29 protein-coding genes are annotated in these 26,800 nt (G+C 69.3%); 6 read left to right on the top strand and 23 right to left on the bottom strand.

Translation table 11 applies throughout. The annotated features are described in order from the left end of the window. The 11 genes from folK to dacB all read right to left on the bottom strand — a co-directional run bounded on the left by folK (position 1) and on the right by dacB (position 10,497). The gene (gene folK / locus ACFV9C_RS18680) at positions 1-558 is read right to left on the bottom strand and encodes a 2-amino-4-hydroxy-6-hydroxymethyldihydropteridine diphosphokinase (protein WP_380195131.1); all 558 of its coding nucleotides are present in this window, start codon (positions 556-558) and stop codon (positions 1-3) included. Next, the gene (gene folB / locus ACFV9C_RS18675; RefSeq protein WP_380195129.1) at positions 555-944 is read right to left on the bottom strand and encodes a dihydroneopterin aldolase; all 390 of its coding nucleotides are present in this window, start codon (positions 942-944) and stop codon (positions 555-557) included. Before folB ends, folK begins: the two co-directional genes overlap by 4 nt. Then, positions 941-1,414 carry a nuclear transport factor 2 family protein gene (locus ACFV9C_RS18670; RefSeq protein WP_380195127.1) on the bottom strand — a complete coding sequence of 158 codons (474 nt, stop codon included), beginning with the start codon at positions 1,412-1,414 and terminating at the stop codon, positions 941-943. The genes folB and ACFV9C_RS18670 overlap by 4 nt, the downstream gene beginning before the upstream one ends. After that, entirely contained in the window at positions 1,411-2,208 is a 798-nt protein-coding gene (gene folP / locus ACFV9C_RS18665; RefSeq protein ID WP_380195510.1) for a dihydropteroate synthase, read from the bottom strand. Before folP ends, ACFV9C_RS18670 begins: the two co-directional genes overlap by 4 nt. A gap of 103 nt (positions 2,209-2,311) precedes the next feature. Next, on the bottom strand, positions 2,312-3,448 hold the full coding sequence (locus tag ACFV9C_RS18660) for a S1 family peptidase (protein WP_380195126.1): 1,137 nt from the start codon (positions 3,446-3,448) through the stop codon (positions 2,312-2,314). 135 nt (positions 3,449-3,583) lie between these two features. Further along, positions 3,584-4,183 (bottom strand): GTP cyclohydrolase I FolE, encoded by a 600-nt coding sequence (folE, locus tag ACFV9C_RS18655; protein ID WP_380195124.1) that lies wholly within the window; start codon positions 4,181-4,183, stop codon positions 3,584-3,586. Between the two features lie 43 nt (positions 4,184-4,226). Beyond that, a complete protein-coding gene (gene ftsH / locus ACFV9C_RS18650) occupies positions 4,227-6,281 on the bottom strand; it encodes an ATP-dependent zinc metalloprotease FtsH (protein WP_380195123.1) in 2,055 nt (684 codons plus the stop codon). A gap of 174 nt (positions 6,282-6,455) precedes the next feature. Next, entirely contained in the window at positions 6,456-7,010 is a 555-nt protein-coding gene (gene hpt / locus ACFV9C_RS18645) for a hypoxanthine phosphoribosyltransferase (RefSeq protein ID WP_380195121.1), read from the bottom strand. 4 nt (positions 7,011-7,014) lie between these two features. Beyond that, on the bottom strand, positions 7,015-8,055 hold the full coding sequence (gene tilS / locus ACFV9C_RS18640) for a tRNA lysidine(34) synthetase TilS (RefSeq protein WP_380195119.1): 1,041 nt from the start codon (positions 8,053-8,055) through the stop codon (positions 7,015-7,017). Then, a complete protein-coding gene (locus ACFV9C_RS18635; RefSeq protein ID WP_380195117.1) occupies positions 8,027-9,118 on the bottom strand; it encodes a zinc-dependent metalloprotease in 1,092 nt (363 codons plus the stop codon). Before ACFV9C_RS18635 ends, tilS begins: the two co-directional genes overlap by 29 nt. A 29-nt stretch (positions 9,119-9,147) precedes the next feature. Then, the gene (dacB, locus tag ACFV9C_RS18630; protein WP_380195115.1) at positions 9,148-10,497 is read right to left on the bottom strand and encodes a D-alanyl-D-alanine carboxypeptidase/D-alanyl-D-alanine-endopeptidase; all 1,350 of its coding nucleotides are present in this window, start codon (positions 10,495-10,497) and stop codon (positions 9,148-9,150) included. A 50-nt stretch (positions 10,498-10,547) separates the two neighbouring features. On the opposite strand from dacB, the gene ACFV9C_RS18625 reads away from it, so the two are divergent. Further along, on the top strand, positions 10,548-11,036 hold the full coding sequence (locus tag ACFV9C_RS18625) for an inorganic diphosphatase (protein ID WP_209692505.1): 489 nt from the start codon (positions 10,548-10,550) through the stop codon (positions 11,034-11,036). On the opposite strand, the gene ACFV9C_RS18620 is transcribed toward ACFV9C_RS18625, so the two are convergent. Next, entirely contained in the window at positions 11,033-11,464 is a 432-nt protein-coding gene (locus ACFV9C_RS18620) for a MarR family winged helix-turn-helix transcriptional regulator (protein ID WP_380195112.1), read from the bottom strand. The two genes, ACFV9C_RS18625 and ACFV9C_RS18620, sit on opposite strands and share 4 nt — an antisense overlap. An 89-nt stretch (positions 11,465-11,553) precedes the next feature. Between ACFV9C_RS18620 and ACFV9C_RS18615 the strand changes: the two genes are divergently transcribed. From ACFV9C_RS18615 to ACFV9C_RS18605, 3 genes are all read left to right on the top strand, one after another. Beyond that, a complete protein-coding gene (locus ACFV9C_RS18615) occupies positions 11,554-12,519 on the top strand; it encodes a zinc-binding alcohol dehydrogenase family protein (RefSeq protein WP_380195110.1) in 966 nt (321 codons plus the stop codon). 112 nt (positions 12,520-12,631) lie between these two features. After that, entirely contained in the window at positions 12,632-13,522 is an 891-nt protein-coding gene (locus ACFV9C_RS18610) for a LysR family transcriptional regulator (RefSeq protein ID WP_380195108.1), read from the top strand. 46 nt (positions 13,523-13,568) lie between these two features. Then, positions 13,569-14,276: an SDR family oxidoreductase gene (locus tag ACFV9C_RS18605; RefSeq protein ID WP_380195106.1), complete on the top strand. Its 708-nt coding sequence runs from the start codon at positions 13,569-13,571 to the stop codon at positions 14,274-14,276. A gap of 51 nt (positions 14,277-14,327) precedes the next feature. On the opposite strand, the gene ACFV9C_RS18600 is transcribed toward ACFV9C_RS18605, so the two are convergent. From ACFV9C_RS18600 to ACFV9C_RS18580, 5 genes are all read right to left on the bottom strand, one after another. After that, a complete protein-coding gene (locus ACFV9C_RS18600; RefSeq protein ID WP_380195104.1) occupies positions 14,328-15,752 on the bottom strand; it encodes an NlpC/P60 family protein in 1,425 nt (474 codons plus the stop codon). 246 nt (positions 15,753-15,998) lie between these two features. Then, entirely contained in the window at positions 15,999-16,811 is an 813-nt protein-coding gene (locus tag ACFV9C_RS18595; protein WP_380195103.1) for an endonuclease/exonuclease/phosphatase family protein, read from the bottom strand. Between the two features lie 63 nt (positions 16,812-16,874). After that, the gene (locus tag ACFV9C_RS18590; RefSeq protein ID WP_380195101.1) at positions 16,875-17,945 is read right to left on the bottom strand and encodes a WD40/YVTN/BNR-like repeat-containing protein; all 1,071 of its coding nucleotides are present in this window, start codon (positions 17,943-17,945) and stop codon (positions 16,875-16,877) included. Positions 17,946-17,955: 10 nt separating this feature from the next. Continuing rightward, positions 17,956-19,227 (bottom strand): RICIN domain-containing protein, encoded by a 1,272-nt coding sequence (locus tag ACFV9C_RS18585; protein ID WP_380195100.1) that lies wholly within the window; start codon positions 19,225-19,227, stop codon positions 17,956-17,958. A 42-nt stretch (positions 19,228-19,269) separates the two neighbouring features. Beyond that, positions 19,270-20,136, bottom strand: a complete 867-nt coding sequence (locus ACFV9C_RS18580; protein WP_380195098.1) for a helix-turn-helix transcriptional regulator — start codon at positions 20,134-20,136, stop codon at positions 19,270-19,272. Positions 20,137-20,235: 99 nt separating this feature from the next. On the opposite strand from ACFV9C_RS18580, the gene ACFV9C_RS18575 reads away from it, so the two are divergent. Next, complete coding sequence (locus ACFV9C_RS18575; RefSeq protein WP_380195096.1) at positions 20,236-20,967, top strand: SDR family oxidoreductase; 732 nt, start codon at positions 20,236-20,238, stop codon at positions 20,965-20,967. On the opposite strand, the gene ACFV9C_RS18570 is transcribed toward ACFV9C_RS18575, so the two are convergent. From ACFV9C_RS18570 to ACFV9C_RS18555, 4 genes are read right to left on the bottom strand one after another with little or no spacing between them, the layout of a single operon-like run. Then, a complete protein-coding gene (locus tag ACFV9C_RS18570) occupies positions 20,956-21,258 on the bottom strand; it encodes an MTH1187 family thiamine-binding protein (RefSeq protein WP_380195094.1) in 303 nt (100 codons plus the stop codon). The genes ACFV9C_RS18575 and ACFV9C_RS18570 overlap by 12 nt on opposite strands. 3 nt (positions 21,259-21,261) lie before the next feature. Continuing rightward, positions 21,262-21,663, bottom strand: a complete 402-nt coding sequence (locus ACFV9C_RS18565) for a DUF6578 domain-containing protein (protein ID WP_380195092.1) — start codon at positions 21,661-21,663, stop codon at positions 21,262-21,264. Next, a complete protein-coding gene (locus ACFV9C_RS18560) occupies positions 21,660-23,204 on the bottom strand; it encodes an MDR family MFS transporter (protein WP_380195090.1) in 1,545 nt (514 codons plus the stop codon). Before ACFV9C_RS18560 ends, ACFV9C_RS18565 begins: the two co-directional genes overlap by 4 nt. Continuing rightward, positions 23,201-23,821, bottom strand: a complete 621-nt coding sequence (locus tag ACFV9C_RS18555; RefSeq protein WP_380195088.1) for a TetR family transcriptional regulator — start codon at positions 23,819-23,821, stop codon at positions 23,201-23,203. Before ACFV9C_RS18555 ends, ACFV9C_RS18560 begins: the two co-directional genes overlap by 4 nt. Before the next feature lie 121 nt (positions 23,822-23,942). Here ACFV9C_RS18555 and ACFV9C_RS18550 point away from each other — a divergent pair, with 121 nt between their 5' ends. Continuing rightward, a complete protein-coding gene (locus ACFV9C_RS18550) occupies positions 23,943-25,550 on the top strand; it encodes a GMC oxidoreductase (protein WP_380195086.1) in 1,608 nt (535 codons plus the stop codon). Here the strand turns inward: ACFV9C_RS18550 and ACFV9C_RS18545 are convergent. Both ACFV9C_RS18545 and ACFV9C_RS18540 read right to left on the bottom strand, forming a co-directional pair. Continuing rightward, positions 25,531-25,968, bottom strand: coding sequence for a methyltransferase family protein (locus ACFV9C_RS18545; protein WP_380195084.1), 438 nt, complete (start codon positions 25,966-25,968; stop codon positions 25,531-25,533). The two genes, ACFV9C_RS18550 and ACFV9C_RS18545, sit on opposite strands and share 20 nt — an antisense overlap. A gap of 92 nt (positions 25,969-26,060) precedes the next feature. Next, a complete protein-coding gene (locus ACFV9C_RS18540) occupies positions 26,061-26,795 on the bottom strand; it encodes a GntR family transcriptional regulator (protein ID WP_380195082.1) in 735 nt (244 codons plus the stop codon). Between the last annotated feature and the right edge of the window lie 5 nt (positions 26,796-26,800).

The following is a 26,800-nucleotide window of genomic DNA, read 5'->3' as shown; positions in this document are numbered from 1 at the left end:
CTACTGCAGCTCGATGTCGAGCTTGGTCACACCGTCGGTACCGACCTTGGCGAGCAGCTCCGCGACCGGGCCGTGGCCCGGCAGTACGGCGTCCCGCTCGATGTCGAGCCACGGCGCCAGCACGAACGCCCGCTCGTGCGCCCGCGGGTGCGGGATGGTCAGCTCCTCGGTCTCGATCGTCTTCTGCCCGTAGGTGATCAGATCGATGTCCAGGGTCCGCGGCGCGCCCGGCACGCTGCGCTCCCGGCCGAACGCCTCCTCGACCGCGTGCGCGCGCTCCAGCAGCAGGTCGACGCCGAGCGTGGTGTCGGCCAGCAGCACGATGTTCAGGTACGGGCCCGACTCGTCCGGGCCGCCGACCGGATCGGTCTCGTACACCGGCGAGACCTCGACCACGACGACGTCCGGGGTGTCCCGCAGCGCGTCGACCGCGCCCTGCAGGTTGGCCTCCCGGTCGCCGAGGTTGCTGCCGAGCGACAGGATGAGCTGGCGGATCGGCTTCAGGCCTCCGCTCAGGGTGTCCGCGTCGATGACGTGGGGACTAGGGGTCTCAGTCACGAGGATTCTCCGGCTCTGCGCTGCACGGTCAGGACAACGTCGTCGAACGGCACCGTGATCGGCGCCGAGGGTTTGTGGATGGTCACGGCCGTCGCTGTCACCCGTTCGTCGGCAAGACAGAGATCGGCGATGCGCTGGGCGAGGGTCTCGATGAGGTCCACCGGGTCGGTCTCGATCGCGTGGTGCACCTGCTCGGCCAGCACCCCGTAGTGCACGGTGTCGGCCAGGTCGTCGGAGGCGGCGGCGGGCCGGGTGTCCAGCTCCAGCCGGACGTCCACGACGAACTCCTGCCCGTCGGCCCGCTCGTGCTCGAACACCCCGTGGCGCCCGAACCCGCGGATGCCCCGGATCTCGATCACATCAGGAGGGAAACTGGGACCGTTCATTCCGCCTCCTCCTGTCGGCCCCCAGACGACAGTACCGGGGAGGCATGGTGGATCCACAACCGCCAACCGGCGGAAGTTCTGCGGAAAACGTTGGTCGCGAGTGCCTTTCCGCCCGCGAACCCTTCCTCCGGCGCACCCTCACCGGACGACAGGACATTCTCCGTACACGTGACGTATGCCACGCCTTCATCCACCCGTACCTGGACATCGGTGAGGAAGAACTGGATGTACGGCGTGTTCGCGAAGATCATCGCCCAGGCCCGCATCAGCTCGGGATACCCGGAGATCGCCGCGTTCCCCGGATGGATGCAGACCGGGTCCGGCTCCGGCAGCCAGACCGCCGCCATCAGATCCAGATCGCCGGCCTCGAACGCGTTGTAGAACGCCATGTTCGCGTTCAGCACCGCATCCTCGACGGTGGCCCCACGTGCAGCATCGCCTCCAGTGCCCTGCCGTGGTGCATCCGTCATACCGTTCCCCATCTCTGTGCCACCCGGACCGCGTCCACGTTCGGTGCCACCGCGTGTGCCCGGACACACCAGGCCCCCGCGGCGGCGGCCAGGGCGGATACGGCCACGCTCGCGTCGTCTCGTCGTACGGCCGGTCTGGGTTCACCGGTCTGCTCGTCGGCGAGCAGCCTACCGAGGAACGTCTTCCGGGACGCACCGATCAGCAACGGTCTTTCCAGTACGGCGAATTCCCGCATCCGGCGAAGAATCTCCCAGTTGTGCTCGGCGTTCTTCGCGAACCCGAGCCCGGGATCGAGCGCGACCCGGTTCAGCTCGATGCCGGCGGCGCGCAAAACGTCGAGGCGCTCGGCGAGCTCGGCGATCACCTCCGCGACCACGTCGCCGTACTCCGCCCTGTTCTGCATGTCGAGCGAGTGCCCACGCCAATGCATGCACAGGTACGGCGCTTTGCGCTCCGCGACCAGCGGGAGCATGTCCGGGTCGGCGAGCCCGCCGGACACGTCGTTGATCATCGTGGCGCCGGCGTCCAGCACCAGCTCCGCGACCGGGGCCCGCATGGTGTCGACCGAGATGATCGCGCCTTCCGCGGCGAGCGCCTCGACGACCGGGATCACCCGGCGGATCTCCTCCTCCTGCGACGGCCGGACGGCCCGCGGGCGGGTCGACTCACCGCCGACGTCGAGCAGGTCGGCGCCCTCGGCCAGCAACTCCCGGCCGTGCTTGATCGCCGCGGCCGGCTCGAACCACTCGCCGCCGTCGGAGAACGAGTCCGGTGTCACGTTCACCACGCCCATGACGAGGCACCGGTCCAGCACCGGCAACCCGTCGACGTGACCCCATGGCTCAGTTCTCACCCACACACCGTAGTAGCCCGCACCCCCAAGGCCTACAGAGAGGTCAGTCGGCGAGGATCAGGCGGGACTTCGTGGACTGCAGAACCACGCCGATCGGCTGCGAGTACGACTCGTTCGTCTGGCCGTACTTCTCCAGGCACTGGCCGTCGATCAGGGCCGCTCCGCTGGTGATGCCCTGGGCGTAGTTGCCGGTCATGTTGGCGCCGCCGGAGTCGCCGGCCTCGACGCACGCGGTGTGCTGGAACAGGCCGCGGACCACGCGGTTGTTGCCGTAGTTGACGGTCACGTTCCGGGCGACGATCCGGCCGCAGGTCCAGCCGGTGCTCTTCCCGGACTTGCAGAGCGTGGAGCCGACGGTGGCGTCCGCGATCCCCTTGACCGCGACGTTGCCGTTGCCCCAGCCCTCGACGTACCCCTGCTGGTCCCAGCCCTCGATGACGCCGACCGAGCCGAAGTCGCTGCCCGGGAACGTCGACGTGTAGGTGTCGCCGAGGACGTACCCGTTGCGGGAGAACGACGGCTTGCCGGACGTGCAGTGCCCGGCGGTCAGGAAGATCCGGGTGCCCTGGCGGGTCTTGGCGTTGAAGCCGAGCGAGCAGACGTACCCGGTGTTCTTGTCGACCTGGACGCCGCCGCGCAGGCTGAAGTCGTCCGCGGTGGTGCGGATCGTCCCGGAGACCCGGCGGACCGTCACCTGGTCGCCGTTCGCCTCCGCGCGGGACAGGAACCGCTCGGTGATCGAGTCGTGCGCGTTCTTCGGCACCGACACGACCACGGTCCCGGTGATCGGGTCGACGTACCACGAGCGCACCTTGCCGGCGCTGGACGTGGTGGCGACGTGGTTCAGCTCGTCCTGTACGGCGTTCAACTGGTGGGCCGTGTACTTGACCAGCCGCGGGATCGCGCCGATCTGCCGGACCAGCTCCGCCGCCGACAGGTTCGAGACGGCGACGATCAGCTCACCGGCCTCGTCGTAGTAGCTGCCGACGACGCCCGAGTCCGCTCCGAGCTCCGACTCCAGGGTCTCCGCGACCAGCGGGTCGACGGGCGTCTTCACGCCTGTCTTCGGCGTGGTCGTGGGCCGCGTGTCCGCGGTGGCCCAGTTCGCTGCTGCGAGTCCGCCCGCCGTCAGGACGACGACCCCGGCGAGTGCGGCGCCGATCCGGAAACGCCCCGACATCCTGTCCTCCTCACACGGCACCTGGTCCCCGTTGGCCAAGCACCACTACGGAAAGTAAACGCTCAGCGACAGAATGTCCATAGTCCCGGACTCTCAAACTTCAACGAGCTCGGGGGTTCCGGAGCTACGGGTGGTTCAGCCAACGATCAGGCTCATGGCCTCGGCGCGGGTGCTGGGGTTGCGGAGCTGGCCGCGGACGGCGGAGGTGATGGTCTTGGCGCCCGGTTTCCGGACGCCGCGCATGGTCATGCACAGGTGCTCGCACTCGATCACGACGATCACGCCGCGCGGCTCGAGGATCTCGACCAGGGACTCGGCGATCTGGGTGGTCAGCCGCTCCTGGACCTGCAGGCGCTTCGCGTACACGTCGACCAGCCGGGCGAGCTTCGACAGCCCGGTGACCCGCCCGTCCTGGCTCGGGATGTACCCGACGTGGGCGACCCCCGTGAACGGCACCAGGTGGTGCTCGCACAGGCTCCACACCTCGATGTCCTTCACCAGCACCATCTCGTCGTGCTCGAGCGCGAACGTGGTGGTCAGCACGTCCTCGGCGCGCTGGCCGAGCCCGGCGGTGATCTCGGCGTACGACCGGGCCACCCGGGCCGGCGTGTCCCGCAGCCCCTCGCGGTCCGGGTCCTCGCCGATCGCGAACAACAGCTCGCGGACCGCCCGCTCCGCCCGCGCATGGTCGAACTTCGGTGACGTCACCCGTGGAACGCTACCCGCCGCGTACACGAAAACGCCGCCACCCGATCGGGTGGCGGCGTTCGCGCTGGTTCTACTGGTGGTTCGGCGGGGTGGGGCCGCTGCCGTAGTCCGGTGGGCGGATCGCCTCGTCGGGGCCGACCGAGCCGCCCGGCAGCACGTCGGACAGCGAGCCCTCGTGGCCGTTCTGCCCGTTCTGCCCGTTCTGCTCGGCGGGGGTCGGCATCACCGGCGGCTGGTCGGACGGCACCCGGGTCGACGAGCCGGTCCAGGCCGGCCGCCGCTCCCGCATGATCACCGGCTCGAAGATCCGGGCGATCTGGTGCTTGTCCAGCGTCTCCTTCTCCAGCAGCTCCTCGACCAGGTGGTCCAGGACCGACCGGTTCTCGACCAGGATGTCGAAGGCCTCCTGGTGCGCGTTCAGGATCAGCTTGCCGACCTCCTCGTCGACCGCGGCCGCGATCTCCTCGGAGTAGTTCCGCTGGCTGCCGAAGTCACGGCCGAGGAACGGCTCGCTGCTGTCCTGGCCGAACTTGATCGCGCCCAGCCGCTCGGTCATGCCGTACTGCGTGACCATGGCCCGGGCCAGCGCCGACGCCTTCTCGATGTCGTTGGAGGCACCCGTGGTCGGGTCGTGGAAGACCATCTCCTCGGCCGCCCGGCCGCCCAGCATGTACGCCAGCTTGTCCAGCATCTCGGAGCGGGTGGTCGAGTACTTGTCCTCGTCCGGCATCACCATCGTGTAGCCGAGCGCCCGGCCCCGCGGCAGGATCGTCACCTTCTGCACCGGGTCGGAGTGCGGCAGCGCGGCGGCAACCAGGGCGTGCCCGCCCTCGTGGTACGCCGTGAGCACCTTCTCCTTGTCCGACATCAGCCGGGTCCGGCGCTGCGGGCCGGCGATCACGCGGTCGATGGCCTCGTCCAGCGCGCGGTTGTCGATCAGCTGCGCGTTCGACCGGGCGGTCAGCAGGGCCGCCTCGTTCAGCACGTTGGCCAGGTCGGCACCGGTCATCCCGGGCGTCCGGCGGGCGACCGCGGTGAGGTCGACGTCCTGCGCCATCGGCTTGCCGCGGGCGTGCACCTTGAGGATCTGCTTGCGGCCCGGCAGGTCCGGCGCGTCGACGGCGATCTGCCGATCGAAGCGGCCCGGCCGAAGCAGCGCCGGGTCCAGCACGTCCGGCCGGTTGGTGGCTGCGATCAGGATCACACCGCCGCGGACGTCGAAGCCGTCCATCTCGACCAGCAGCTGGTTCAGGGTCTGCTCGCGCTCGTCGTGGCCGCCGCCGAGCCCCGCACCGCGGTGCCGGCCGACGGCGTCGATCTCGTCGATGAACACGATCGCCGGGGCGTTCGTCTTGGCCTGCTCGAACAGGTCCCGGACCCGGGAGGCACCGACACCGACGAACATCTCGACGAAGTCCGAGCCGGAGATCGAGTAGAACGGCACCCCGGCCTCGCCGGCCACCGCACGCGCCAGCAGGGTCTTGCCGGTACCGGGCTGGCCGTAGAGCAGCACGCCCTTGGGGATCTTGGCCCCGACCGCCTGGAACTTGCCGGGCTCCTGCAGGAACTCCTTGATCTCGCCGAGCTCCTCGATCGCCTCGTCGACACCGGCGACGTCGGCGAACGTGGTCTTCGGGGTGTCCTTGGTGACCAGCTTGGCCTTCGACTTGGCGAAGCTCATCACCCGGGAGCCGCCGCCCTGCATCGAGTTCATCAGGAAGATGAACACGACCGCGATCAGCAGGAACGGGATCAGCGTGGAGAACACCTGGCCGATGAAGCTCGGCTTCGGGTTCTGCACGTCGTACTTCTCGATCTTGCCGTCCTGGTACAGGCTCTGGATGTCGCTGCCCAGACTCTGGCCCTGCCCGTCGACGTAGTGCGCCTGGATCTTGGTGCCGTCGGTCTTCTCGAGCTGGATCTGTTCGTCCGGGTTGTTCAGCGTCACCGACTTGATCGTCTTGTCGCTCGACGACTTCGCCTGCTGGATCAGCTGCACCACCTGGCCGGTGGACTCGGTCTTGTAGCCGGACGAGCCGGTCAGGAGCTGTCCGATCACCAGTACGCCCAAGAAGGCGACGACGATCCAGAACAGGGGTCCGCGGAAGATACGCTTCACGTCCATGATCGGGGCCCAGGCCCCGTCCCTCCTAGCTCGGCAGGCCCGGGTATGCGGGCTTGTGACGGTAACACCAGTCCAAGTGTCTCGTGTCGCACAAGACAACACACCACGAGGGTCACGAAAGGACGGGTGGGACCCGTTGTACAGGCTGCCGCCAAGTGTGCCTGCCGGAGCCGCTCAGGAGTAGACGTGCGGTGCCAGTGTCGCGACGCAGCGCAGGTTCCGGTACTTCTCCGCGTAGTCCAGCCCGTACCCGACGACGAACTCGTCCGGCAGGTCGAACCCGACGTACTTGACCGGGACCGCCATCTTCGCGGCCGCGTCCGGCTTGCGGAACGCGGTACAGATCTCCACCGACGCCGGGCCACGGGACTGCAGGTTGCTGACCAGCCAGGTGAGCGTCAGGCCGGTGTCGATGATGTCCTCGACGATCAGCACGTGCCGGCCGCTGATGTCGGTGTCCAGGTCCTTCAGGATCCGGACCACGCCGGACGACTTGGTCCCGGAGCCGTACGACGAGACCGCCATCCAGTCCATCTCGACGTGCCGGGTGAGCGCTCGGGCGAGGTCCGCCATCACCATCACGGCCCCCTTGAGAACACCGACGATGAGGAGGTCCTTGCCCTCGTAGTCCTGCTCGATCCGCCCGGCCAGTTCCCGCAGCTTCGCCAGGATCTGGTCCTCGGTGTAATGGATCGTGCTCAGGTCCTTCTCGATGTCCGCAGCATCCACGGCGTCAGCCTGTCACATCGGAGCCCAATGCGATGAATCCGCCCCGGCGGACGGCGCGGATCCCTTGTGGTAGATCGATCCAGCGCTGCCCGCGCCAGTCCATGACGAGCGCGTCGACGGCCGCCACGTGCCCCGCGGTGAGGTCCGTGGCCCGGCAGCCGGCCTCCAGCGCGGCCTGGCGCAGTACGCGCGTTCTGATCGCGGCGGGCTCGTCCAGCAGTACGCCGGTGTCGCAGACGATCTGGCCCTCCGTACGGCTCAGTGCGGTCTCGGCCGCGTCCGCAGCGAGCTGGTCGAGCGCGTCGGCGTCCGCCCGCAGCAGCCCCGCCGTACGGGCCAGCGCCTCGACCACACCGGGTCCCAGCGCCTCCTCCAACACCGGGAGCACCTCGTGGCGCACCCGGACCCGCGTGTACTGCGGGTCGTCGTTGTGCGGGTCGTGCCACGGCCGCAGCCCCGACGCGATACACGCGGCGGCCGTAGTAGCCCGAGGCACCTCCAGGAACGGCCGCCGCAACAGCCCGACCGCCGGAGCCATCCCCGCCAACGACCGAGCCCCAGACCCCCGCCCCAACCCGAGTAGCACAGTCTCCGCCTGATCATCACGGGTGTGGGCCAGCAGCACGACGTCCGCTGCCAGCTCGTCCGCAGCATCCCGCAGAGCGTCGTACCGTGCTACGCGAGCCGCCCCCTCAGGCCCACCCTCCGTACCGACCTCCACCGCCCACACCCGCACCGGCTCGAGCCCGAGCGACCGGCACTGTTCAGCCGCGACCTCCGCCACGTGCGCCGAGTCGGCCTGCAGCCCGTGGTCCACCACGACCGCCCCGGCCCGCAGCCCCAGCTTGGGCGCCTCGAACGCGGTGGCTGCTGCCAGCGCGAGCGAGTCGGTCCCGCCGGAGCACGCCACCAGCACCGTAGTACCCTTCGGCAGCTCGCTCAGCGTCGCCCGCACGGCCTCCCGGGTCCGGGCGACGGCAGGGTGCAGTTTCCCGCGCCGTCGCGCGATCAGCCCCTCAGCCGTGGAGTCGGGAGACCCAGGCATCGGGGTTCGCGATCTCGTTCTTGGTCGGCAACGTGTTCGGACCGGTCCAGACCCGGTTGAAGCCCTCCATGCCGACCCGGTCCACGACCCGCCGTACGAACGCGGCACCGTCCTTGTACTGCCGCAGCTTCGCGTCCAGCCCGAGCAGCCGCTTCAGGAGCTGGTCCACCGGGTTCCCGCTGGCCCGCCGTGAGGTGAACTTGGCCCGGATCTTGTCCACGGTCGGGATCACCGACGGCCCGACGCCGTCCATGACGAAGTCCGCGTGGCCCTCCAGCAACGACATGACCGCGGTCAGCCGGTCCAGCACCGCACGCTGCTCCGGGGACTGCATGAGGTCCACCAGGCTCAGCTCGGCCTCGCCGCGCACCGAACGGCCCAGCCGCTGCACGGCCTCCCGGAACATCACCGCGTACGCCGAAGCGTCCAGCTCGGCCTGGTCCAGGAACAGCGCGATCTCCGACCGCAGGTGGTCCCGCAGCCACGGTACGGCGGTGAACTGCACCCGGTGCGTCTCCTCGTGCAGACACACCCACAACCGGAAGTCCCGCGGTACGACGTCCAGCTCGGACTCCACGTGGACGACGTTGGGCGCCACCAGCAGCAGCCGCCCCGTCACACCGGGCCGGTCCGGGTCCGGCACCGCCGGGTAGAACGGGTCGAACTGGCCGAGCACCCGTGACGACAGGAACGCCAGCAGCGCGCCGGCCTCGATCCCGGTCACCCGGGAGCCGACCGCGGACGCCAGGGCCGCCCGGTCCGCCTTCTCACGGAGCTTGTCGGCCAGCGGCTGCAGGACGGTACGGAAACCGTCCGCGTTCGCCTGCACCCACCCGGGCCGGTCCACGATCACCACGGGCGCGGTGGCCGACGTGGCCCGCAGCCCGGTGAACTCCCGGACGTGCCCCTCGGACTCGGCAGCGAACTGCCGCAGGTCGGCGACCACCTGGTCGGCCTCCGCCCGGCTGACCGCCGGGCCGGGGCGCACCAGCTTCCGCGCCACGCCGGTCGCCAGCTGCCAGTCGACCATCTCGGTCGTGGTCCCGCCTTCCGCCGTACTCATACAACGACCCTAGTGCTATGTCCCAACAATCAGCAGCCGCAGTTGGCGAGCGCCGACGTGGCGCGGTCGAGCGCCGCCCGCGCGTCGAGCGTCTTCGGCACCGGGACGCTGTCGCTGGCGATCGCGAACACCAGGAGCGTGCCTGTGCGGTCAAGGGCGTACCCAGCGAGGCTGTGGACGCTGGTGAGCGTCCCGGTCTTCGCATGGACCAGCCCGGTCCCGAAGCTTGTGCCGGCGGTGGTGAAGCGCTCCCGGAGGCTCCCGTCGAACCCTGCGATCGGCAGACCGGTCAGCAGGTGCCGCAGCTCAGGGTGGTCCTTGGACGCGGCTACTTGCACCGCACCGGCCAGCAGCTCCAGCGGGACCTTGTTGGCACGTGTCAGGCCGCTGCCGTCGTAGATGGTCGCCTTGGACACGTCCATGCCCAGCTTGGTCAGCGTGGCACGGACGCCCTTCACACCGCCGATGTAGGAGCCCCCGTTGCCGGTAGCGAGCCCCACGTGCCGCAGCAGCGTCTCCGCACCGTCGTTGTCACTGTGCAGGTTGATGTACTCCACGATCTGCCCGAGCGTGGGCGACTTCACCTGGGCCAGCAGCGCAGCGTTGGGGGGCGTGTCGACCGGCTTGGCGGCAGCCACCTTGATGCCGTACTGCTGCAGGAGCTTCTGGAACGCCTGGGCCGCGGCCAGCGACGGTGAGGCCGACCGTTTCGCCATAGCGGGAGCAATGCGGCCTTCGTTGACCCACAGCGCCGACGTAGGCGCCGCAATGCCCTCGGGGACGTAGTTGGCCTCCCAGTGCGCGTTCACGGCGGGCCCCGTGAACAGCGTGGCGTCGTACCCGAGGGTGACGGAAGCGATCCCCTGCGCCTTGAGAGCCTTCGCCGTACTCGCGGCCAACGCCTGGAGGGTCGCACGGGCCGGGTAGTCGGCGGCCGGCTTCACCGCGAGCAGCGGGTCGCCGCCGCCGACCAGGGCGATCGCCCCCTTGCCGAGGCTCACGACGTTCGTTGCGAACGTGTGGTCCGGGCCGAGCGTTTCCAGCGCCGACACGGTGGTCAGCAGCTTGAGCGTGGAGGCCGGCGTGTACGACGTACCGGCGCCGACCGAGAACACAGCCTTCCCGCGGGAGGCGTCGTACACGTAGATGCCGTGGTGCGGGCCGAGCGACGGGTCCTTGAGGATCGGCGCGAGCGCGGCCGCGACACCCGCTGCGGTCGGAGCGGAACCCTGCGTGGTCGCCGGAGCCAGTACGGCGGGAGCCTGCTGCTGGGCGAGCTGCACCGCCTGGGGTACGGCGCGTGCGCTGCTCGTACAGAGCCCGGCGCACAGCACCGTACTGAGAAGCGTGACGAATGCCGCACGGGCAGGTCGGGCCACCGGGCTGCTCCTGTCATTCGGTCGGTCGGAACCGTGACAGTATCTGCCGTATGGAGTTCGACGTCTTCATCGAGATCCCCAAGGGCACCCGCAACAAGTACGAGCTGGACCACAAGACGAACCGGCTGCGCCTCGACCGCACGCTGTTCACGGCGACGCAGTACCCGTCCGACTACGGGTTCATCGAGGACACCCTCGGGCAGGACGGCGACCCGCTGGACGCGCTCGTGCTGCTGCCCGAGCCGACGTTCCCGGGCTGCCTGATCCGCGCCCGGGCGATCGGCATGTTCCGGATGACCGACGAGAAGGGCCCGGACGACAAGGTCCTGTGCGTCCCGGCCGGCGACCCGCGCCAGGAGCACCTGCGCGACATCCACCACGTGCCGGAGTTCGACCGGCTGGAGATCCAGCACTTCTTCGAGGTCTACAAGGACCTCGAGCCCGGCAAGTCCGTCGAGGGCGCCACCTGGGTCGGCCGCGCGGCCGCCGAGGAGGAGATCACCGCCTCGTTCGAACGCCTGAAGACCGAAGGCCACTAATCCCCTGAGACGCGGCGGAGCAGGGCCAGCAGGGTCTTGCGCTCCGCCGCGGTCAGCGGTGCCAGCAGGTCCGCCTCCGCGGCGTAGATCAGCTGGTCCATGTCGGTCAGGTGCTTCTCCCCGGCCGGCGTGATCGCGACGATCTTCCGGCGCCGGTCCGCGGCGTCGACCCGCCGCGCCAGCAGCTTCAGCTCCTCCAGCTCGTCGAGCAGCGTGACCAGGTCGCTGCGATCCATCCCGATCCGGTCCGCGAGCGTCGCCTGCACCGACTCACCGTCGTCGGCCAGGCTCGCCAGCACGTGGTAGTGCAGCGTCCGTACGCCGCCCTCGGTCATGTGCTGCCGGACCAGCCGCTGGGCATGCTGACTCGCCCGCCCGAGCGCGAACAGCACCTGGTCGGACAGCCGATGGTTCGGCGACTTCTTCACCCCACCAACTCTATTGGCAACGCCTCCCGCATGAGGTTATCGTGGGAATCTCCCATTATTTATACACCCCACTATATGGAGAGCCCACGATGCGCGCAGTGCGTTACCACCGCCACGGCGGTCCCGACGTCCTCCAGCTCGACGAGGTCGCCGTCCCCGAGCCCGGCCCCGGCCAGGTCCGGATCCGGGCGGAGGCGATCGGCGCGAACGCGATCGACACCGTCCTCCGGCGCGGCGGCACGCCCTGGGACCGGCCGCTCCCGGGCATGCTGACCGGCGAGGTGATCGGCCGGATCACCGCGATCGGCCCCGACGTACCCACGGGTGTCGCGATCGGCCAACGGGTCGGGTCGCTGGCCGAGGACGCCTTCGCCGACGAGGTACTCGCGGACGCCGCGTTCCTGGCCGCGATCCCGGACGACGCCGACGCCGCCGAGGCGACCATGATGCCGATGACCGGGCCGCTCGCGTACCGGCTGCTCGAGACCGCCCAGCTGCCGGCCGGCGGCACGGTGCTGATCCACTCCGCGGCCGGCACCATCGGCCACCTCGCCGTCCAGCTCGCCCGTTCGTACGACCCGAGGACGATCATCGGTACGGCGTCCTCCCCGCACCGGCTGGACTTCATCCGCTCGCTCGGCGCCGAGGCGGTCGACCTGACCGACCCGGACTGGCCGGCCAAGGTCCGCGAACTCGCCCCCGACGGCGTCAACGCCGTCCTCGACGCGGTCGGCGGCAAGGTCTTCGAGGAGGGGCTCGGACTTCTCCGGCCACTCGGCACGATGGTGACGTACGGCGCGATCACCACCGAGCTGCCGGCCGTCCCCGCGGGTGCCCTGTTCGGCTTCAAGACCGTCACCGGCGTGGCGATCATGGGCTGGCGCGGCGCCCGCCCGGACGCGGCCCGCGCCGACATCGCCGAGGTCACGCGGCGCTGGCAGTCCGGCGAACTCCGACCGTCCGTCCACGCCACCCACCCACTCGCCGACGTCACCAAGATCCACGAAGCGCTGGACGCCCGGACGAGCCTCGGCCGCCTGGTCGCCACCCCCTGACCGGTTCCTCCAGGCCATCACAATCACTCCCCTCGCCCGGGCCTGAGCGTGCACCCGCCGCGCAGCGGCGCATTGTGATGGCCTGGCGATCCGGTCCCGATAGGATCGCCGGGTGGAGCTTCGGCAGCTGCGGTACTTCGTGGGCGTCGCCGAGGAGCTGCATTTCGGGAAGGCCGCCGAGCGGCTGTACATCTCCACCCCGACGCTCAGCCAGCAGATCAAACAGCTCGAACGCGAGGTCGGCACCACGCTGCTGATCCGGCACAGTCGTGGTGTCGAGCTCACCCCGGCCGGGCAGGTCTTCCTCGCCCGCGCCCGGGAGACGTTGCAGGCGGCCGGCCTGGCACTGAAGGACACCCGCCGGGCCGCCGGCCTGGACGAGCCCGTGCTCCGGCTCGGCCTGCTGAACGGCATCCCCGGCTGGCTGCCGGCCGCGCTCGAACAGCTCGCCACCGAACGGTTCCCGAACAGCACCGTCACGCTGGAGGCCGGCACCACCACCGACCAGCTCCGGATGCTCGGCAACGGCGAGATCGACCTCGGCCTGGTCCGTACGCCGGTCACGTTGCCTGCGGCAATCACCTCCACGGACCTGGCGAGCGAGGAACTCGGCATACTGCTCACGGCGACCCACCCGCTCGCCGGTCGGCCCGAGCTCCGGCTGGCGGACCTCGCCGGTCTCGAGCTGATCTGGATACCGCGTGCCTCGGCGCCGGAGTTCCACGACGACGTGCTGCGCCGGATGGGTTCCGGCGTACGGCTCAGTGACATCAGCATGAGCCACTCGCAGGTCCGGTCCGCGCTGCTCGTCCGGCGGGACGCGATCAGCCTCGGGTCGCGCCGGGCGGCCAGTGCCGAGGTCGTATGGCGGCCACTCGAGGGGCGTCCGCTGGTCGCGCGGTACGCCGCGGTATGGCGCGCCGACTCGAGCAATCCGGTGCTGCAGGCAATGACCGTTAGCCCCGGCCTAACGGTCGTTAGCCAGGAAGTCGTGGTGGACTGACTGTTTCGGTGGTTGGCTCGAAATGTCAACCAATGAAGGAGATTCAGTGCCGGAACACGTTGTCGTCATCGGCGGGAACTCGGGGATGGGTCGCGCCCTCGCCGCCGAACTCGTTGCCCAGGGCAGCGAAGTCACCGTCGCCGGGCGGTCCCCGGAGAAGCTGGCCGCGGTACGGCGGGAACTCGGCGTACACACCGTCGCGATGGACCTCGGGAGCGAGGCGGACATCGAGCGGTTGTTCGCGACGACCGGGAAGATCAACCACATCGTCACCACCGCGGCCGACGTCGCCGGCGCCTACCAGCCGATCCGCACGTACGACGTCGCGGCGGCCCGCGGCGCGATCGACTCCAAGCTGCTAGGTCCGCTCCTGCTCGCGAAACACGGCGCTCCGTTCCTCGAACCCAACGGCTCGATCGTCTACACGTCCGGCATCGCGGCCTACCGCCCCGGCCCCCGCGCCTCCCTGCTAGCGGCCCTCAACGGCGCCCTAGCCTCACTCGCGGCCGCCCTGGCAGTAGAACTCGCCCCACTCCGCGTGAACGTCATCTCCCCCGGCTGGGTAGACACACCCATCTGGCAAGACGTAGCCGGCCCCGAAGCCCCCCAAACCCTGGCAGCCATGGCCTCCCGCCTCCCCGCCGGCCGAATCGGCCACCCCGAAGACATCGCCCAAGCAATCCTCTTGCTACTCCGCAACACCTACATCACCGGCACTGTCCTCCACGCCGACGGCGGCCACCGCTTGGTCTGACGTGCGAAAGTCCCCGGCAACAGCTGACTGTTGCCGGAGACAACTACACGGCTACGGGCGGCCGAAGAAGTTCGGCGGGATCCAGTAGTAGACGCTGTCGATCTGGACCGGCTTGCCGGTGCGGGGGGCGTGGATCATCATGCCGCCGCCGATGTACATCGCGACGTGATGGATGGTGGCCGGGTCGTTCGGGTCCAGGGCCCAGAAGATCAGGTCGCCGGGGCGGAGGTCGTTCTCCTGGATGTGCTGGATCTGTTCGTACTGCGCCGCGCTGTAGTGCGGGAGCTGCACGCCGGCGTTCGCCCAGGCGCCCATTGTCAAGCCGGAGCAGTCCCACCGACTCGGCCCGGTGGCGCCCCACAGGTACATGTCGCCCAGCTGCCGCATCGCGAACCTGACCGCCGCCGACCCGCCGTGCCCCGACGAGCTCCCACCGGAATTGCCGCCACCACCGCCACCGCCGCCGTTGCCGCTGTTGCCGTCGTTCGACGGCCTGTGGTGCTTCGGCTTCTTGCCGTGGTTCTTCCTGGCCTCCTCGCGGGCTTCCTGCTCCTCGCGAGCCTGCTCGGCCGCCGCGGCTCGGCGCTCCGCGGCCTCCTGGGCGGCGATCCGCCGCTTCAGCTCGGCCGCCTTCCGGGCCGCCTCCTCGGCCGCCTTGATCCGGGCGAGCTCCTCCAGCCCGTGCTGCCGCTGGGCAGCGACCTTCACCGAGATGTTCTGCAGCACGGCGAGCTGCGCGATCGAGTTCTTCCGCTGGACACCGATCGCGGTCACCGCGGCCGCCTGCGCCGCCTCTGCGTCCTCGGCGGCCTTCTTCGCCGCGGCCGCCTCGTCGGCGGCCTTCTTGACCTTCACGACCGCCTGGTCGGCCTGCACCTTGAACAGGTTGGTCATCACCTGCGTCGCCGAGAACCGCAGGTACGACCCCTGCATCGCGGCCGACACCGAGTGCGCCGCGCCGGCGGAGTCGAGCAGCTGCTGCGGCCCGTCCGCGGTGAACAGCGGCGCGAGCTTCGCGACGTCGCCACCGCCCTGGTACGACGCGGCGGCGAACCGGCCGATCTGCTGCCGCTGGGCGGCCAGCGTCTTCTCCGCGTCGGCGGCACGGGCCGCGGCGGCGGCCGCCGCGGTCTTGGCCTGCTGGAGCCGGTAGACGGCGCCGTTGTACGCCTCGTCCGCGATCCCGGACTGGACGCCGAGCTGCTCGAGCCGCGTGTTCGCGGCGGCGAGCTCGCGCTCGATCTTGGCGACCTGGGCGGCCTTCGAGTTGGCGGCCTGCTTGGCCCGCGCGACCGCGGCCTTGGACGGGATCACCGGCGGCTTCGGCTTGGCAGCCTCGGCCGGGAGCGTGGGCACGGCCATGGAGCCGGCCAAGCAGATCGCGAGCACCCCGGAGAGCAGCAGCTTGCCTGCCCGTCCGGTCTTCCCAGCACTCGCGACCCGTTCGCCGGACGTGGCCCTTGGGGGCGTCCGCATCGGGATCGTTCCTTCCGCCGGTCACGAACCCCTTCCCCAGGGTTCGTGAACTTTTGGTCCTCCTGGACCACATACGTGACACTAGTTGCCTGCAGCCCCATTGGGAACAGCTTTCACACAAGTAACTTTGTTTCACCCGTGTGTCGACTTGACAAACTACAAGCTTGTAATTCCGCGAAGCTGCAGGTGGGCGCACGACAACGCCCCTCCGGCCGATGCCGGAGGGGCGTTGTCGCGGAACTGGATTCAGCTGAGAACGAACGAGGCGAGCACCGGCAGGTGGTCCGACGCCGGCGTCACCGGTACGGCGGCCCGCACCGGCCGCAGGCCCGCGCTGTGCAGCTGGAAGTCGATCCGCTTGGTCGGGTTGTCCGCCTCGATCGTGTACCCGGGACCGTCGCCGACCTCTGCCCAGGTGTCGTCGTACACGGCGGTCAGCGTCTTGATCTCCGGCGCCGTCGGGATCGCGTTCAGGTCGCCGACGAGCAGCGTCGGGGTCTTCGAGCCGCTGAGCAGCTCCACCACCTTCTGCGCCTGCTCGAGCCGTTCGGCGTTGTTGTTGCTGGTCAGATGGGTGTTCGCGAACCGCAGTTTCGCCCCGCGCACTGTGAGGTTCGCCACCGCGAGTCCGCGCTGTTCACCGGTCGGGTAGAGCGGCAGCAGCGTGTTCGCGAAGTCCTGGATCGGGTACTTCGACAGGATCGCGGTCCCGTACTGGCGGCGCGGCTCGCCCGGGTTCTTCGGCGGCAGGTCGAGGTTGGCGGCGTACGCGTAGTGCATCTTCAGCCGCTGCGCGAACCAGGCCGGCTGGTCGACCCAGTTGCTCCGGACGTCCCAGTGCCGGTCCACCTCCTGCAGCCCGATCACGTCGGCCTTGGACTGCTCGATCAGTACGGCGATGCGCTCGAGGTCGAGGACGCCGTCGATGCCGGCGCCGTGGTGGATGTTGTAGGTCATCACGGTCAACGGCCGGCCCGGACGACCCGCGTCGGGCTGAGCCGCGGCAACAGTAGGCACCACCATCAGGAACCCCACAAGAACGGTCAGCAATTTACGCATGCGCTCATCTTTCCGGAAAACCGGCGACACCCGCGCGACGAGTGGGTGTCGCCGGTCTGAACGTCAGCGCACCAGGCGGGCGACTGCGCCCTTGGCTCCGGAGGCCCAGCAGCCGGCGTTGACGCCGTGGCCGGCGCATTCGATGCTGTCGAAGCTGCCGTCGTAGAACTGGGTCCAGCTGCGGCCGCCGTCGAGGCTTACGTCGCTGCCGGAGGGGCCGACAGCGATCACCGTGAACGGGGACCACGGGACGAAGTGCGAGCCGCTGCGGTAGCCCTTCGGGGCCTTGTCCGCCGGCACCAGCTGCCAGGTGCGGCCGCCGTCGTACGTCACCGAGGCCGCGTTCACCGCCTCGGTCGGCTTGGTGAAGTCACCGCCGACCGCGACTCCGAACAGCGCGTTCCGAAACGCCAGGCTGAAGATTCCGGCCGCTGCCCCGCTCGCCATCGGCGAGTCCGCCACCGTCCACCGCCGGCCGCCGTCGACGGTCCGGAACACCCGCGGCCGGTCCCCGCCGCCGGTCGCGAACCACGCCGTCCGCCCGGCGCCCGCGACCAGACAGGTGCCACTGGCGGCGAACCCGGCCTCGCCCGGCAGCGCGGCCGGCATCCCACCGGTCGGCTGCACCTGCCACGACTTCCCGCCGTCCGACGTCGCCGCGATCCGGAACTTGCCGTCCACCGGGTCGCTCATCGCCAGCCCGTGCTTGGCGTCGTTGAACGCGATGCAGTCGTAGAACGCCTTCGGATCCGTGTTCCGGAACGTCTCCGACCACGTCTTCCCGCCGTCGGCGGTGCGGTACACCCGCGAGTCCTCACCCTCGCCGATCGTCAGCGCCACCGCGCGTTCCGCGTCGAACGCCTCGACGTCGCGGAACTGCAGCGCCTCGGCGCCGGCCGGGCTGACGTTCTGCCAGTGCTTCCCGCCGTCGACGGTCCGCAACACGGTGCCCGCCGTACCGCCGACCCAGGCGACGTCCTTACTGACCGCCGCCAGCCCACGGAACTGCGCCGTCGTACCGGTCGGCGTCAGTTCCCACCGGTACGACGGCCCGCCGTGAGCCTGAGCCGGTACGACGTTAGCCATCAACAACAGACCTCCTGCCGCGAGAGCGGCCACACGCAGGATTCTCATGCGCGGCAATCTAGCTCGCCGTCAGCTGAAAAGACTGCGCCGCGCCCCCGTCGCAGGAGAGTTGAACGAGCTGCGTACTGTCGGCCACCGACCCACCGGGCACCGCCAGGCACTTGCCACTGAACCGGCTGACGAGGTGGAACAACCCACCACCTTCGGAAACCGCCTGCCACTGCTGGTTGTCCCCATTGCTGTACGTCCACAACTGCAGCCCCGCATTGTCCGCCGCGGACACCCCGGTCACGTCGATCACCTTCGTCGCGTCGTTGCGGTTGTTCACTCGCGTGAACCCGCCCGACGTCGGCTGGAACTGGAACTGCTGCGCCTGCGTTCCGTTGCAGGCGTACTGCTGGATCACGGTCCCGTTCGCGGTCCCGGCGGCGCGGGCGTCGACGCACTTTCCGTTGCCCTGGTTGGCGATCTGGTACCACGCGGTGGGTGACGGCTGGTCCACCGGCGGCGTGGTACCGGCACCGCCGAGCCACTTCAGCGCGTCCATCATGAACTGGTTCTGCGCCGGACTGTCGAACGTCGACGAGAGCCGCGTATTGGTGTCGTAGTTCATCGCGTTGTGGCCGAAGTTCGCGTAGATCATCTTGTAGTTCTTGTTGGTCCAGATGATCGGGTAGTAGCCGGAGTACCAGGTCTGGTTCGGGTCGGTGCCGACCGGGAAACTCGACGGGTCGATCGAGGCGAGGATCTGGATGTCGGGGTTGGTGCGCAGGTCGTTCTGCCAGCTGTACCACTCGCTCACCGACGACCGGAACGTCGCGCCGGTGTTCACGAGCGCCGGATGCGCACGGTTCTCCGTCCGCAGCGTCACTGCCGTCGGTCCCCAGGTGTTCGAGACGAAGTGCCCGGTCCCGAGGAACGTGTTGTTGAACCACGGCCAGCTGCTGCTCGCGTCGTTGTACGCCGACACGTGGAAGCCGAAGAACGCGCCGCCGTTGTCCATGTAGTTCTTGAACCCGTTCCGCTGCGCGTCGGTGTGCGGCGAGTCGTCGAGGAACATCACCACCTGGTACTGCGAGGCGCTCAGGGTGTCGAGCTGGTCCCAGTTGTTCGTCGCCGTGTAGGAGAATCCGTTCTGCGCCCCGAACTCCGGAAAGCGCTGGTTCGCTTCCTTCTCGAAGTCGATATGGGCCGCGTCCCAGGTACCGCTGTAGAACGCGAGCACCTTGAAGGACGCTTGAACGGCGGCGACCGCGGGCGAGGTGAGGCCACTGATCACCAGGACCAGGGCGAGCAGGAAAGTGGGCACGCGGAAGCGATCGGAAAGCATGGGGGCGGACCTTTCCGTCAGAACCTTCTGAAATTTCAGCTCTTAAATTAACTCCCGATCAAAGCCCTGTCCAGAGTCCATCACCTGACTGCCCAGAACGCCGAGCAACCGCAACTTCTCGGCGCTCTCGCTGCCCGGCTCGGCGGTGAAGACGATCAGGGTCTGCTGCTGGTCGCGGTTGTCGATCAGTTCGCAGTACAGCTCCAGCTCGCCGACCGACGGGTGCCGGAAGCGCTTGGTCCGGCTGTGCGCGACGACCACCTCGTGCGCGTCCCAGATCTCCTGGAACTGCGGGCTGAGCTTCTGCAGCGCCCGGACAAGCGAGGCCGCGTACGACTTCGGCCCGTCGATGGTCGCGACCGTGCGCAGGTTCGAGACGAGGATCTTGCTGTGCGTCGACACCTCGGGCTCGGCGTACAGCGCCCGGGTCTCCGGATGCGCGAACCAGCGGTACGCCTCGGCGCGCTCCATGCCCTGGAAGTTCGTCAGCTCCCCCGCGAACGCGACGTGCGTCGGCGTCTGCGCGACCACCTCGCCGCAGCGGTTCAGCAGCAGCGCGGGTGTGTCGTGCAGCCGGTCCAGGATCCGCAGCATGCCGGGGTCGACGTGGCACGCCCGCGTCGTGCGCGGCGGCGTACCGTGGCCGGCGAGCAGGAACAGGTGGTCGCGTTCCTCGAGGGTCAGGCGCAGCGCCCGCGCGATCGCGCCGAGCATCTCCACCGACGGCTGCGGCCCGCGCCCGCCCTCGAGCCGGCTGTAGTAGTCGGCCGACATCGCCGCCAGCGCGGCGACCTCCTCACGCCGCAGGCCCGGCGTACGGCGGCGGCGCCCGCGCGGCATGCCGACGTCTTCGGGCTGCAGGGCCTCGCGGCGCTTGCGCAGGAAGTCGGACAGGTCGGAGTACTCCATACGTCCAGTGTCCACGGGCTCCGGGCGTTATCCACTGCTTGCCGAGCAGGGGCTGAGCTCAGCCTGGTTGCCGACGGCATCCAGCCACAGGCTGGAGCCATGAAAACGACCGGAAACACGATCTTCCTGACCGGCGGTACGTCGGGTATCGGCCTCGAGCTCGCCCGCCGATTCCGCGACCTCGGCAACACCGTGATCATCAGCGGCCGCCGCAAGGACCTGCTCGAGCAGATCGCCGCTGAGGACCACATCGACGGCGTCGAGCTGGATGTCGCCGACCCCGCCTCGATCACCGCGGCCTACGAGGCGGTGACCGCCAAGTACCCGGACCTGAACGTACTGATCACGATGGCCGGCATCATGCAGCCCGAAGACCTGGGCAACCACGACCTGGCACTGTCCGAACAGATCATCACGATCAACCTGCTCGGCACCATCCGCACCATCACAACCTTCACGCCCCACCTCCTCCAGCAACAGGAAGGGGTGATCATCACGGTCTCCTCGGGTCTCGCATTCGTCCCCCTGGTGATGACCCCGACGTACTCCGCCACCAAGGCGGCCGTCCACAGCTACACCCAGAGCCTCCGCCACCAGCTCGCCCTCCAGGTGATCGAGCTGGTCCCGCCGGCGGTGCAGACCACGATGCTCAACCAGGAGAACGACCCGCACGCGATGCCGCTGGCCGAGTACGCCGACGAGACCATCCAGCTCCTGCAGGACAACCCCGACGCCGAGGAGATCCTGGTCAACCGTGTCCACTTCCTCCGCAACGCCGAGAAGGAGAACCGCTACGAGCAGGTCATCGGCATCCTGAACTCAGTCGCCTAACGCCTGCTCGATCCGCTCAACCTTGGCGCTCAGCTGCCCCGTGTACCCCGGCCGGATATCAGCCTTGAGTACGAGCGACACGCGCGATCCGTACTGGCCTACCGCCTCCGTGGCGCGCTTCACGACATCGAAGCACGCGTCCCAGTCGCCTTCTATCGTCGTGAACATCGCGTCCGTGTGGTTGGGGAGCCCGGACTCCCGGACCACTCGAACGGCAGCCGCGACCGCTTCGGACACCGAGGCGTCGTCATGTCCGTTCCCACTCGGCGCCACCGAGAATGCAACAAGCATCGTCTATCCCTCCACTCGTCGCAGATCGACGAGATAACCGTTGAAGGCAAGGCCCGCCGTCTCCGGGTACCAGCCGTCCGCCTCGGTGACGTCGGCCAGCCATCCGGTTCCCGGGATCGGGATGTTGACCGGCGTGCCGGCCCCGACGTTGTCCGGATCAGGGCCGAACTTGCAGCTCACGGCCCTGATCCGCTGGACACGGCCGACGGTGGTGACCGCGCCGTCGGCCGGGTCGTCGTGGTGTTCCTCGCGGTGGGTGACCTCGCCGCCGAGGTCCGCGCCGACCACGGCGTTCAGCCAGTCCTTGTCCGACTGCTCGTACAGCGTCCACTGGACCAGTGCACCCACCGCGAACGGATCGCCGCAGCATTGCATCTGCCACGCGTCGACCCAGACAAGCATCATGCATCCAGGATGTCAGGCTCCTCCTGAGCGCGACGCTCGGCACCCGAGGTGGTGAGCAGGGGCTTCTCCTTGATGAACAGGACCGCGACCAGGGCCAGGATCGCGAACGGCACCGACATCATGAACAGTTCCGCGGTCGCGTCGCCGTACGCGTTCTCGACGACGACCCGCACCTGCTCCGGCAGGTCCTTGATGTTCGGTACGGCGCTGCCGCCGCCGGACGAGGCGCCGCCCGGGTTCAGCGTCTGGGTGACCTTGTTCGCCAGGATCGCGCCGAGGACGCTGACGCCGATGGTGCCGCCCATGCTCCGGAAGAAGCTGACCGCCGACGTCGCCGCACCGAGCTCCCGGGCAGGTACGTCGTTCTGCGCCGCGAGCACCAGGTTCTGCATCACCAGACCGATGCCGACGCCGAGCACCAGCATGAAGCCCCACAGCATCCACTTCGACGTCTGCGCGTCGATCGTGCCGAACAGCCCGAGCCCGATCGGCAGCAGCACACTGCCGATCACCAGGTAGATCTTCCAGCGGCCGTACTTCGTGATCAATGCACCGGCAATCGTGGACGCGGTCATCATGCCGAGGATCATCGGCAGGCTCATCAGCCCGGCCTTGGTCGGCGTGTACCCCTGCGCGATCTGGAAGTACTGCGCGAGGAACACCGACCCGGCGAACATCGCGACACCGACCAGCGCGCTCGCGACGATCGCCAGCGTCACGGTCCGGTTCCGGAACAGGTCCATCGGGATGATCGGCTCCGGGTGCCGGCGCTCGACCAGGACCGCGGCCAGCAGCAGCACCGCGGCGGCCCCGACCAGCGCGAAGCTCCAGCCGGAGACCCAGTCGAACTTGTTGCCGGCGAACGACGACCAGACGAGCAGCGTGCTGACGCCGCCCATGATCAGCACCGCGCCCCACCAGTCGATCCTCACGTCGCGCCGCGTCGTCGGCAGGTTCAGCGTGCGCTGCAGCAGGATCATCGCGGCGATCACGAACGGTACGCCGATCAGGAAGCAGGCCCGCCAGCCGAGCGGCGAGTCGACCAGGAAACCGCCGAGCAGCGGCCCGCCGACGGTCGCGGACGCGAAGATCGCGCCGAACACACCGGAGTACCGGCCGAGCTCGCGCGGCGGGATGATCGCGGCCATCACGATCTGCACCAGCGCGGTCAGGCCGCCGCCGCCGAGGCCCTGGAGGACCCGGCTGCCGAGCAGTACCTCGATGTTCGGCGCGAAGCCGGCGACCAGCGAGCCGATCACGAAGAAGCTCAGCGACAGCTGGATCAGCAGCTTGTTGTTGTAGAGGTCGGCGAGCTTGCCCCACAGCGGCACGGTGGCCGTCATGGTCAGCAGCTCGAGCGTGACGACCCAGGTGTACGACGACTGGCTCGCGCCGAGGTCGTGGATGATTCTCGGCAGCGCGGTCGACACCACGGTGCCGGCGAGGATCGCTACGAACAGACCCATCATCAGGCCGGACATGGCCTGGATCGTCTGCCGCGGGGTGAGTGTGGCGGTGACCTCACCCGAGGTCGTCGTCATGAGTTGCCTTTCGTCTGGTCCGTACCGAAGGCGGTGTCGATGCCTTGGGCAAGTAGCTGGAACGCTTCGTCGAGCAGTTCGGTGACCGGGCGGTCCGGAGCGGCCTTGTGCAGTTCCATCGCCACCCGGCAGGCGGTGCCGGCGGTGCTGACGATCAGCCCGGGCAGGACCGCCCCGGCCGGTTCGCCCAGCCGCTCGGTGAGCGCGGCGGTCAGTTGCCGCTCGTCGTCGATGCTCGTCAGCATCAGCTGGTAGAAGAGGGTCGGCGTCCGCATGATCAGCTCGCCCCGACGGGACAGCTGGCCGTCGCTCTCCAGATCACGCAGTACGTCGTGCACGATCAGCCACATCGTGGTCAGCGGCGACTCGTCCGGCGGCGCGGTCCGGATCCGCTCGAGCGCGCGGTCGAGATGCTCCGGGTTGCGCGCGAGGATCGCGTGCTCCTTGTGCGGGAAGTAGTTGAAGAAGGTCCGCACCGACACGTCGGCGGCCTCGGCGATCTCCTCGACCGTGACGTGCTCCGCGCCCTTCTCCAGCGCGAGCCGCAACGCGGCCTCGGCCAGCGCCGCCCGCGTCTGGAGCTTCTTGCGCTCCCGCAACCCACCCTCTGCCCCCACCGCACCAGGCTAGGCAGAATCTTGCACTCACTGCAAACAATTAACCGTGCAACTTTGCACCCGTGCAGCCGCGACACGCGAACCACGCCGTCAGCGTGATCGGCCAGCTACCGTGCGTCAGGTGATTTCCGAGACTTTTCCGTCCGCAATGACTCGCCGCCGGTTCGCCGGCCTGACCGCCCTCACCGCCGCGGCCGCCACCGGGCTGACCCGGATCGGCCCGGCCGCCGCCACGCCGTACACCCCCGCACTCGTCGTCGGCACCGGCTACGGCGCCGCCGTCACCGCGCTCCGGCTCGGGGAGGCCGGGGTCCCGACCACGATGATCGAGCTGGGCCAGCAGTGGACCACGCCCGGCCCGGACGGGAAGGTGTTCTGCTCGACGCTGAACCCGGACCGCCGGTCGATGTGGTTCCACCGCCGCACCGAGGCCCCGCTCGACACTTTCCTCTGGCTGGACGTGGTGAACCGCGACCTCGGTACGCCGTACGCCGGTGTGCTGGACCGGATCGACTACCCGAACATGGACGTGTACGTCGGCCGCGGGGTCGGCGGCGGCTCGCTCGTCAACGGCGGCATGGCCCCGACACCGCGGCGCGCGTACTTCGAGAAGGTGCTGCCGCGGGTCGACGCGGACGCGATGTACGGGCGGTACTTCCCGCTCGCCCGGCGGATGCTCGGCGTGAACACGATCGACCCGCGGTACCTCGAGCAGACCCCGGTGTACAAGTACGCGCGGGTGTCCCGGAAGCTCGCGCACCAGGCCGGCTTCCGGACCGCCGTCGTACCGAACGTGTACGACTTCTCCTACCTCGAGCAGGAGGAGCGGAACGCCGTACCGCGGTCGGCACTGGCGGGCGAGGTCATCTACGGGAACAATCACGGCAAACAGTCGCTCGACAAGACGTACCTCGCCGACGCGCTCGGGACCGGGAACGTGACGATCCGGACGCTGACCCGGGTGACCACGATCCACCGGCAGGGCGCCGGCTACCTGGTCGGGCTCGAGCAGATCGACGCGGCCGGCAAGGTGCTGAAGCGCAGCGAACTCGCCTGCCGGTACCTGTTCCTCGGCGCCGGCAGCGTCGGCACCACCGAACTGTTGCTGAGGGCAAGGGAAACCGGGACGCTGCCGGACCTCCCGGACGCGATCGGCAGCGGCTGGGGTGGCAACGGCAACGTGATGACCGCGCGGGCCAACCAGGTCTGGGACCCGACCGGCGCGCTGCAGTCCACCATCCCGACGCTCGCGATCGACAACTGGGACGACCCGGTGCACCCGGCGTTCGCCGAGATCGCGCCGCTCCCGGTCGGCATCGAGACCTGGGCGAGCCTCTACCTGGCGATCACGATCAACCCCGAGCGCGGCCGGTTCACCTACAATCACAGCACCGACCGCGCCGACCTGCACTGGTCCGCCGGCCAGAGCACCCCGTCGATCCGCGCCGCCAAGGCACTCTTCGACCGGATCAACCGCGCGGCCGGTACGACGTACCGCTACGACCTGTTCTCCGGCAACCGGGCGTTCGCCGCGGACTTCTGCTACCACCCGCTGGGCGGCTGCCTGCTGGGCGAGGCGACCGACGCGTACGGCCGGGTCGCCCCCAACCTCTACGTCACCGACGGCTCGCTGATCCCGGGCTCACTCGGCGTCAACCCGTTCGTCACGATCACCGCGCTCGCCGAACGCAACATCGCCCGAGTGCTCGCTACCGACGTGAAACCCTAGGAATCCACGCCGGCACGGCGCGGCAGTACTCCTCGTACTGCCGCCCGTACCGCTCACGCAGTACCGGCTCCTCGTACCAGCGCACGAACGACGCCATCACCGCCCAGGCGACCACGCCGTACCCGAGGACCCGCCAGTCGAGGAACACCAGCGCCTGACCGCCGATCGCCGCGACCACGCCGACGTACATCGGGTTCCGGACGAACCGGTAGTCCCCGCCGACGACCAACTCCTCGGTCGGCGCGACCGGCGCCGGCGTCCCGCGCCCCTCACGAACGAACCGGACGAACGCCCGCAGCACAACGAACGCGCCCGCCGCAACCAAGACGAAGCCCGGCCAGAAGCGCGGTGCGGCCCACCCACTGACCCACCACGGCAGCACCCCGGCCACCACACACGGCGCCGCGAAAAAGAACACGGCACTTCCGAGAACGGCCTTGACCATAACGCATTGAACCAGCCGCAAACCGCTTCAGTCAGCACTCCCGCGGTTCACTTCGTCGTAGCGCATCAGTTGGGTGGCAGGCGGTCGGCGAGGGCGGTGAGGGATGGGGTGCGGCCGAGTTCGATGTGGGCGTAGGCGAGGGCCTCGGCGAGGTCGGGGTTGCCGGCTTCGATCGCGGCGCACAGTTCGTGGTGCTCGCGGCACTGGACGGCCGGGTCGCGGTCGCTGGTGAGCGCGAACAGCCAGCGGATCCTTCCGACCAGCGGTGCCATCGTCTCGCCGAGCAGCCGGTTGCCCGACAGCGTGACGATCTCCAGGTGCAGCGCGGTGTTCGCCTCCCGGATCGCCTGCACGTCACCGGCGCGGGTCACCTCGTCGGCGATCGCCATCAGCTCGCGCAGCCGCTCGGTCGAGGCACCGGCCCGGACCCGGTCGGCCGCCAGCCGGGTGGCCAGGCCCTCCAGGCTGAGCCGTACGTCGAACAGCTCGTCGATGTCCTCCAGGGTCAGCTGCCGGACCACCGCACCGCGCCTGGGCTGGGTGACCACCAGACCCTCGGACTCGAGCTGCGCGATCGCCTCCCGGACCGGGACGCGGGACACCTTCAGCTCCGCGGACAGCTCGCGTTCGCGCATCCGGCTGCCGATCGGGTACCGGCCGCCGATGATCCCCTCGCGGAGCGCCAGGTACGCGCGGTCCGCCATCGAGAGGTCCTCGCCGTCGGGGGCGGGCGCCATCATCAGGGCCTGCTCCCTTCCGGTCGGCCGCTCGGTGAAGCTGGCATCGTACTGCGCGGTCACCGCCC

The sequence above is a fragment of the Kribbella sp. NPDC059898 genome (assembly GCF_042730855.1).
In the GTDB taxonomy this organism is placed as follows: domain Bacteria; phylum Actinomycetota; class Actinomycetes; order Propionibacteriales; family Kribbellaceae; genus Kribbella.
Note: the sequence above shows the minus strand (reverse complement) of the source record. Positions and strands in the feature narration are given on the sequence as shown.

Bases quoted from the DNA above. Each gene is read 5' to 3' on its own strand.
- ACFV9C_RS18635 (WP_380195117.1), bottom strand. From the start codon at position 9,118: ATGAGTACGGCGGAAGGCGGGACCACGACCGAGATGGTCGACTGGCAG.
- ACFV9C_RS18600 (WP_380195104.1), bottom strand. From the start codon at position 15,752: ATGCGGACGCCCCCAAGGGCCACGTCCGGCGAACGGGTCGCGAGTGCT.
- ACFV9C_RS18585 (WP_380195100.1), bottom strand. From the start codon at position 19,227: ATGCTTTCCGATCGCTTCCGCGTGCCCACTTTCCTGCTCGCCCTGGTC.
- ACFV9C_RS18615 (WP_380195110.1), top strand. From the start codon at position 11,554: ATGCGCGCAGTGCGTTACCACCGCCACGGCGGTCCCGACGTCCTCCAG.
- folP (WP_380195510.1), bottom strand. From the start codon at position 2,208: ATGGGCGTGGTGAACGTGACACCGGACTCGTTCTCCGACGGCGGCGAG.
- ACFV9C_RS18570 (WP_380195094.1), bottom strand. From the start codon at position 21,258: ATGCTTGTTGCATTCTCGGTGGCGCCGAGTGGGAACGGACATGACGAC.
- folB (WP_380195129.1), bottom strand. From the start codon at position 944: ATGAACGGTCCCAGTTTCCCTCCTGATGTGATCGAGATCCGGGGCATC.
- ACFV9C_RS18590 (WP_380195101.1), bottom strand. From the start codon at position 17,945: ATGAGAATCCTGCGTGTGGCCGCTCTCGCGGCAGGAGGTCTGTTGTTG.
- ACFV9C_RS18580 (WP_380195098.1), bottom strand. From the start codon at position 20,136: ATGGAGTACTCCGACCTGTCCGACTTCCTGCGCAAGCGCCGCGAGGCC.
- ACFV9C_RS18560 (WP_380195090.1), bottom strand. From the start codon at position 23,204: ATGACGACGACCTCGGGTGAGGTCACCGCCACACTCACCCCGCGGCAG.
- ACFV9C_RS18565 (WP_380195092.1), bottom strand. From the start codon at position 21,663: ATGATGCTTGTCTGGGTCGACGCGTGGCAGATGCAATGCTGCGGCGAT.
- ACFV9C_RS18575 (WP_380195096.1), top strand. From the start codon at position 20,236: ATGAAAACGACCGGAAACACGATCTTCCTGACCGGCGGTACGTCGGGT.
- ACFV9C_RS18625 (WP_209692505.1), top strand. From the start codon at position 10,548: ATGGAGTTCGACGTCTTCATCGAGATCCCCAAGGGCACCCGCAACAAG.
- ACFV9C_RS18660 (WP_380195126.1), bottom strand. From the start codon at position 3,448: ATGTCGGGGCGTTTCCGGATCGGCGCCGCACTCGCCGGGGTCGTCGTC.
- ACFV9C_RS18670 (WP_380195127.1), bottom strand. From the start codon at position 1,414: ATGACGGATGCACCACGGCAGGGCACTGGAGGCGATGCTGCACGTGGG.
- tilS (WP_380195119.1), bottom strand. From the start codon at position 8,055: ATGCCTGGGTCTCCCGACTCCACGGCTGAGGGGCTGATCGCGCGACGG.
- ACFV9C_RS18595 (WP_380195103.1), bottom strand. From the start codon at position 16,811: ATGCGTAAATTGCTGACCGTTCTTGTGGGGTTCCTGATGGTGGTGCCT.
- ftsH (WP_380195123.1), bottom strand. From the start codon at position 6,281: ATGGACGTGAAGCGTATCTTCCGCGGACCCCTGTTCTGGATCGTCGTC.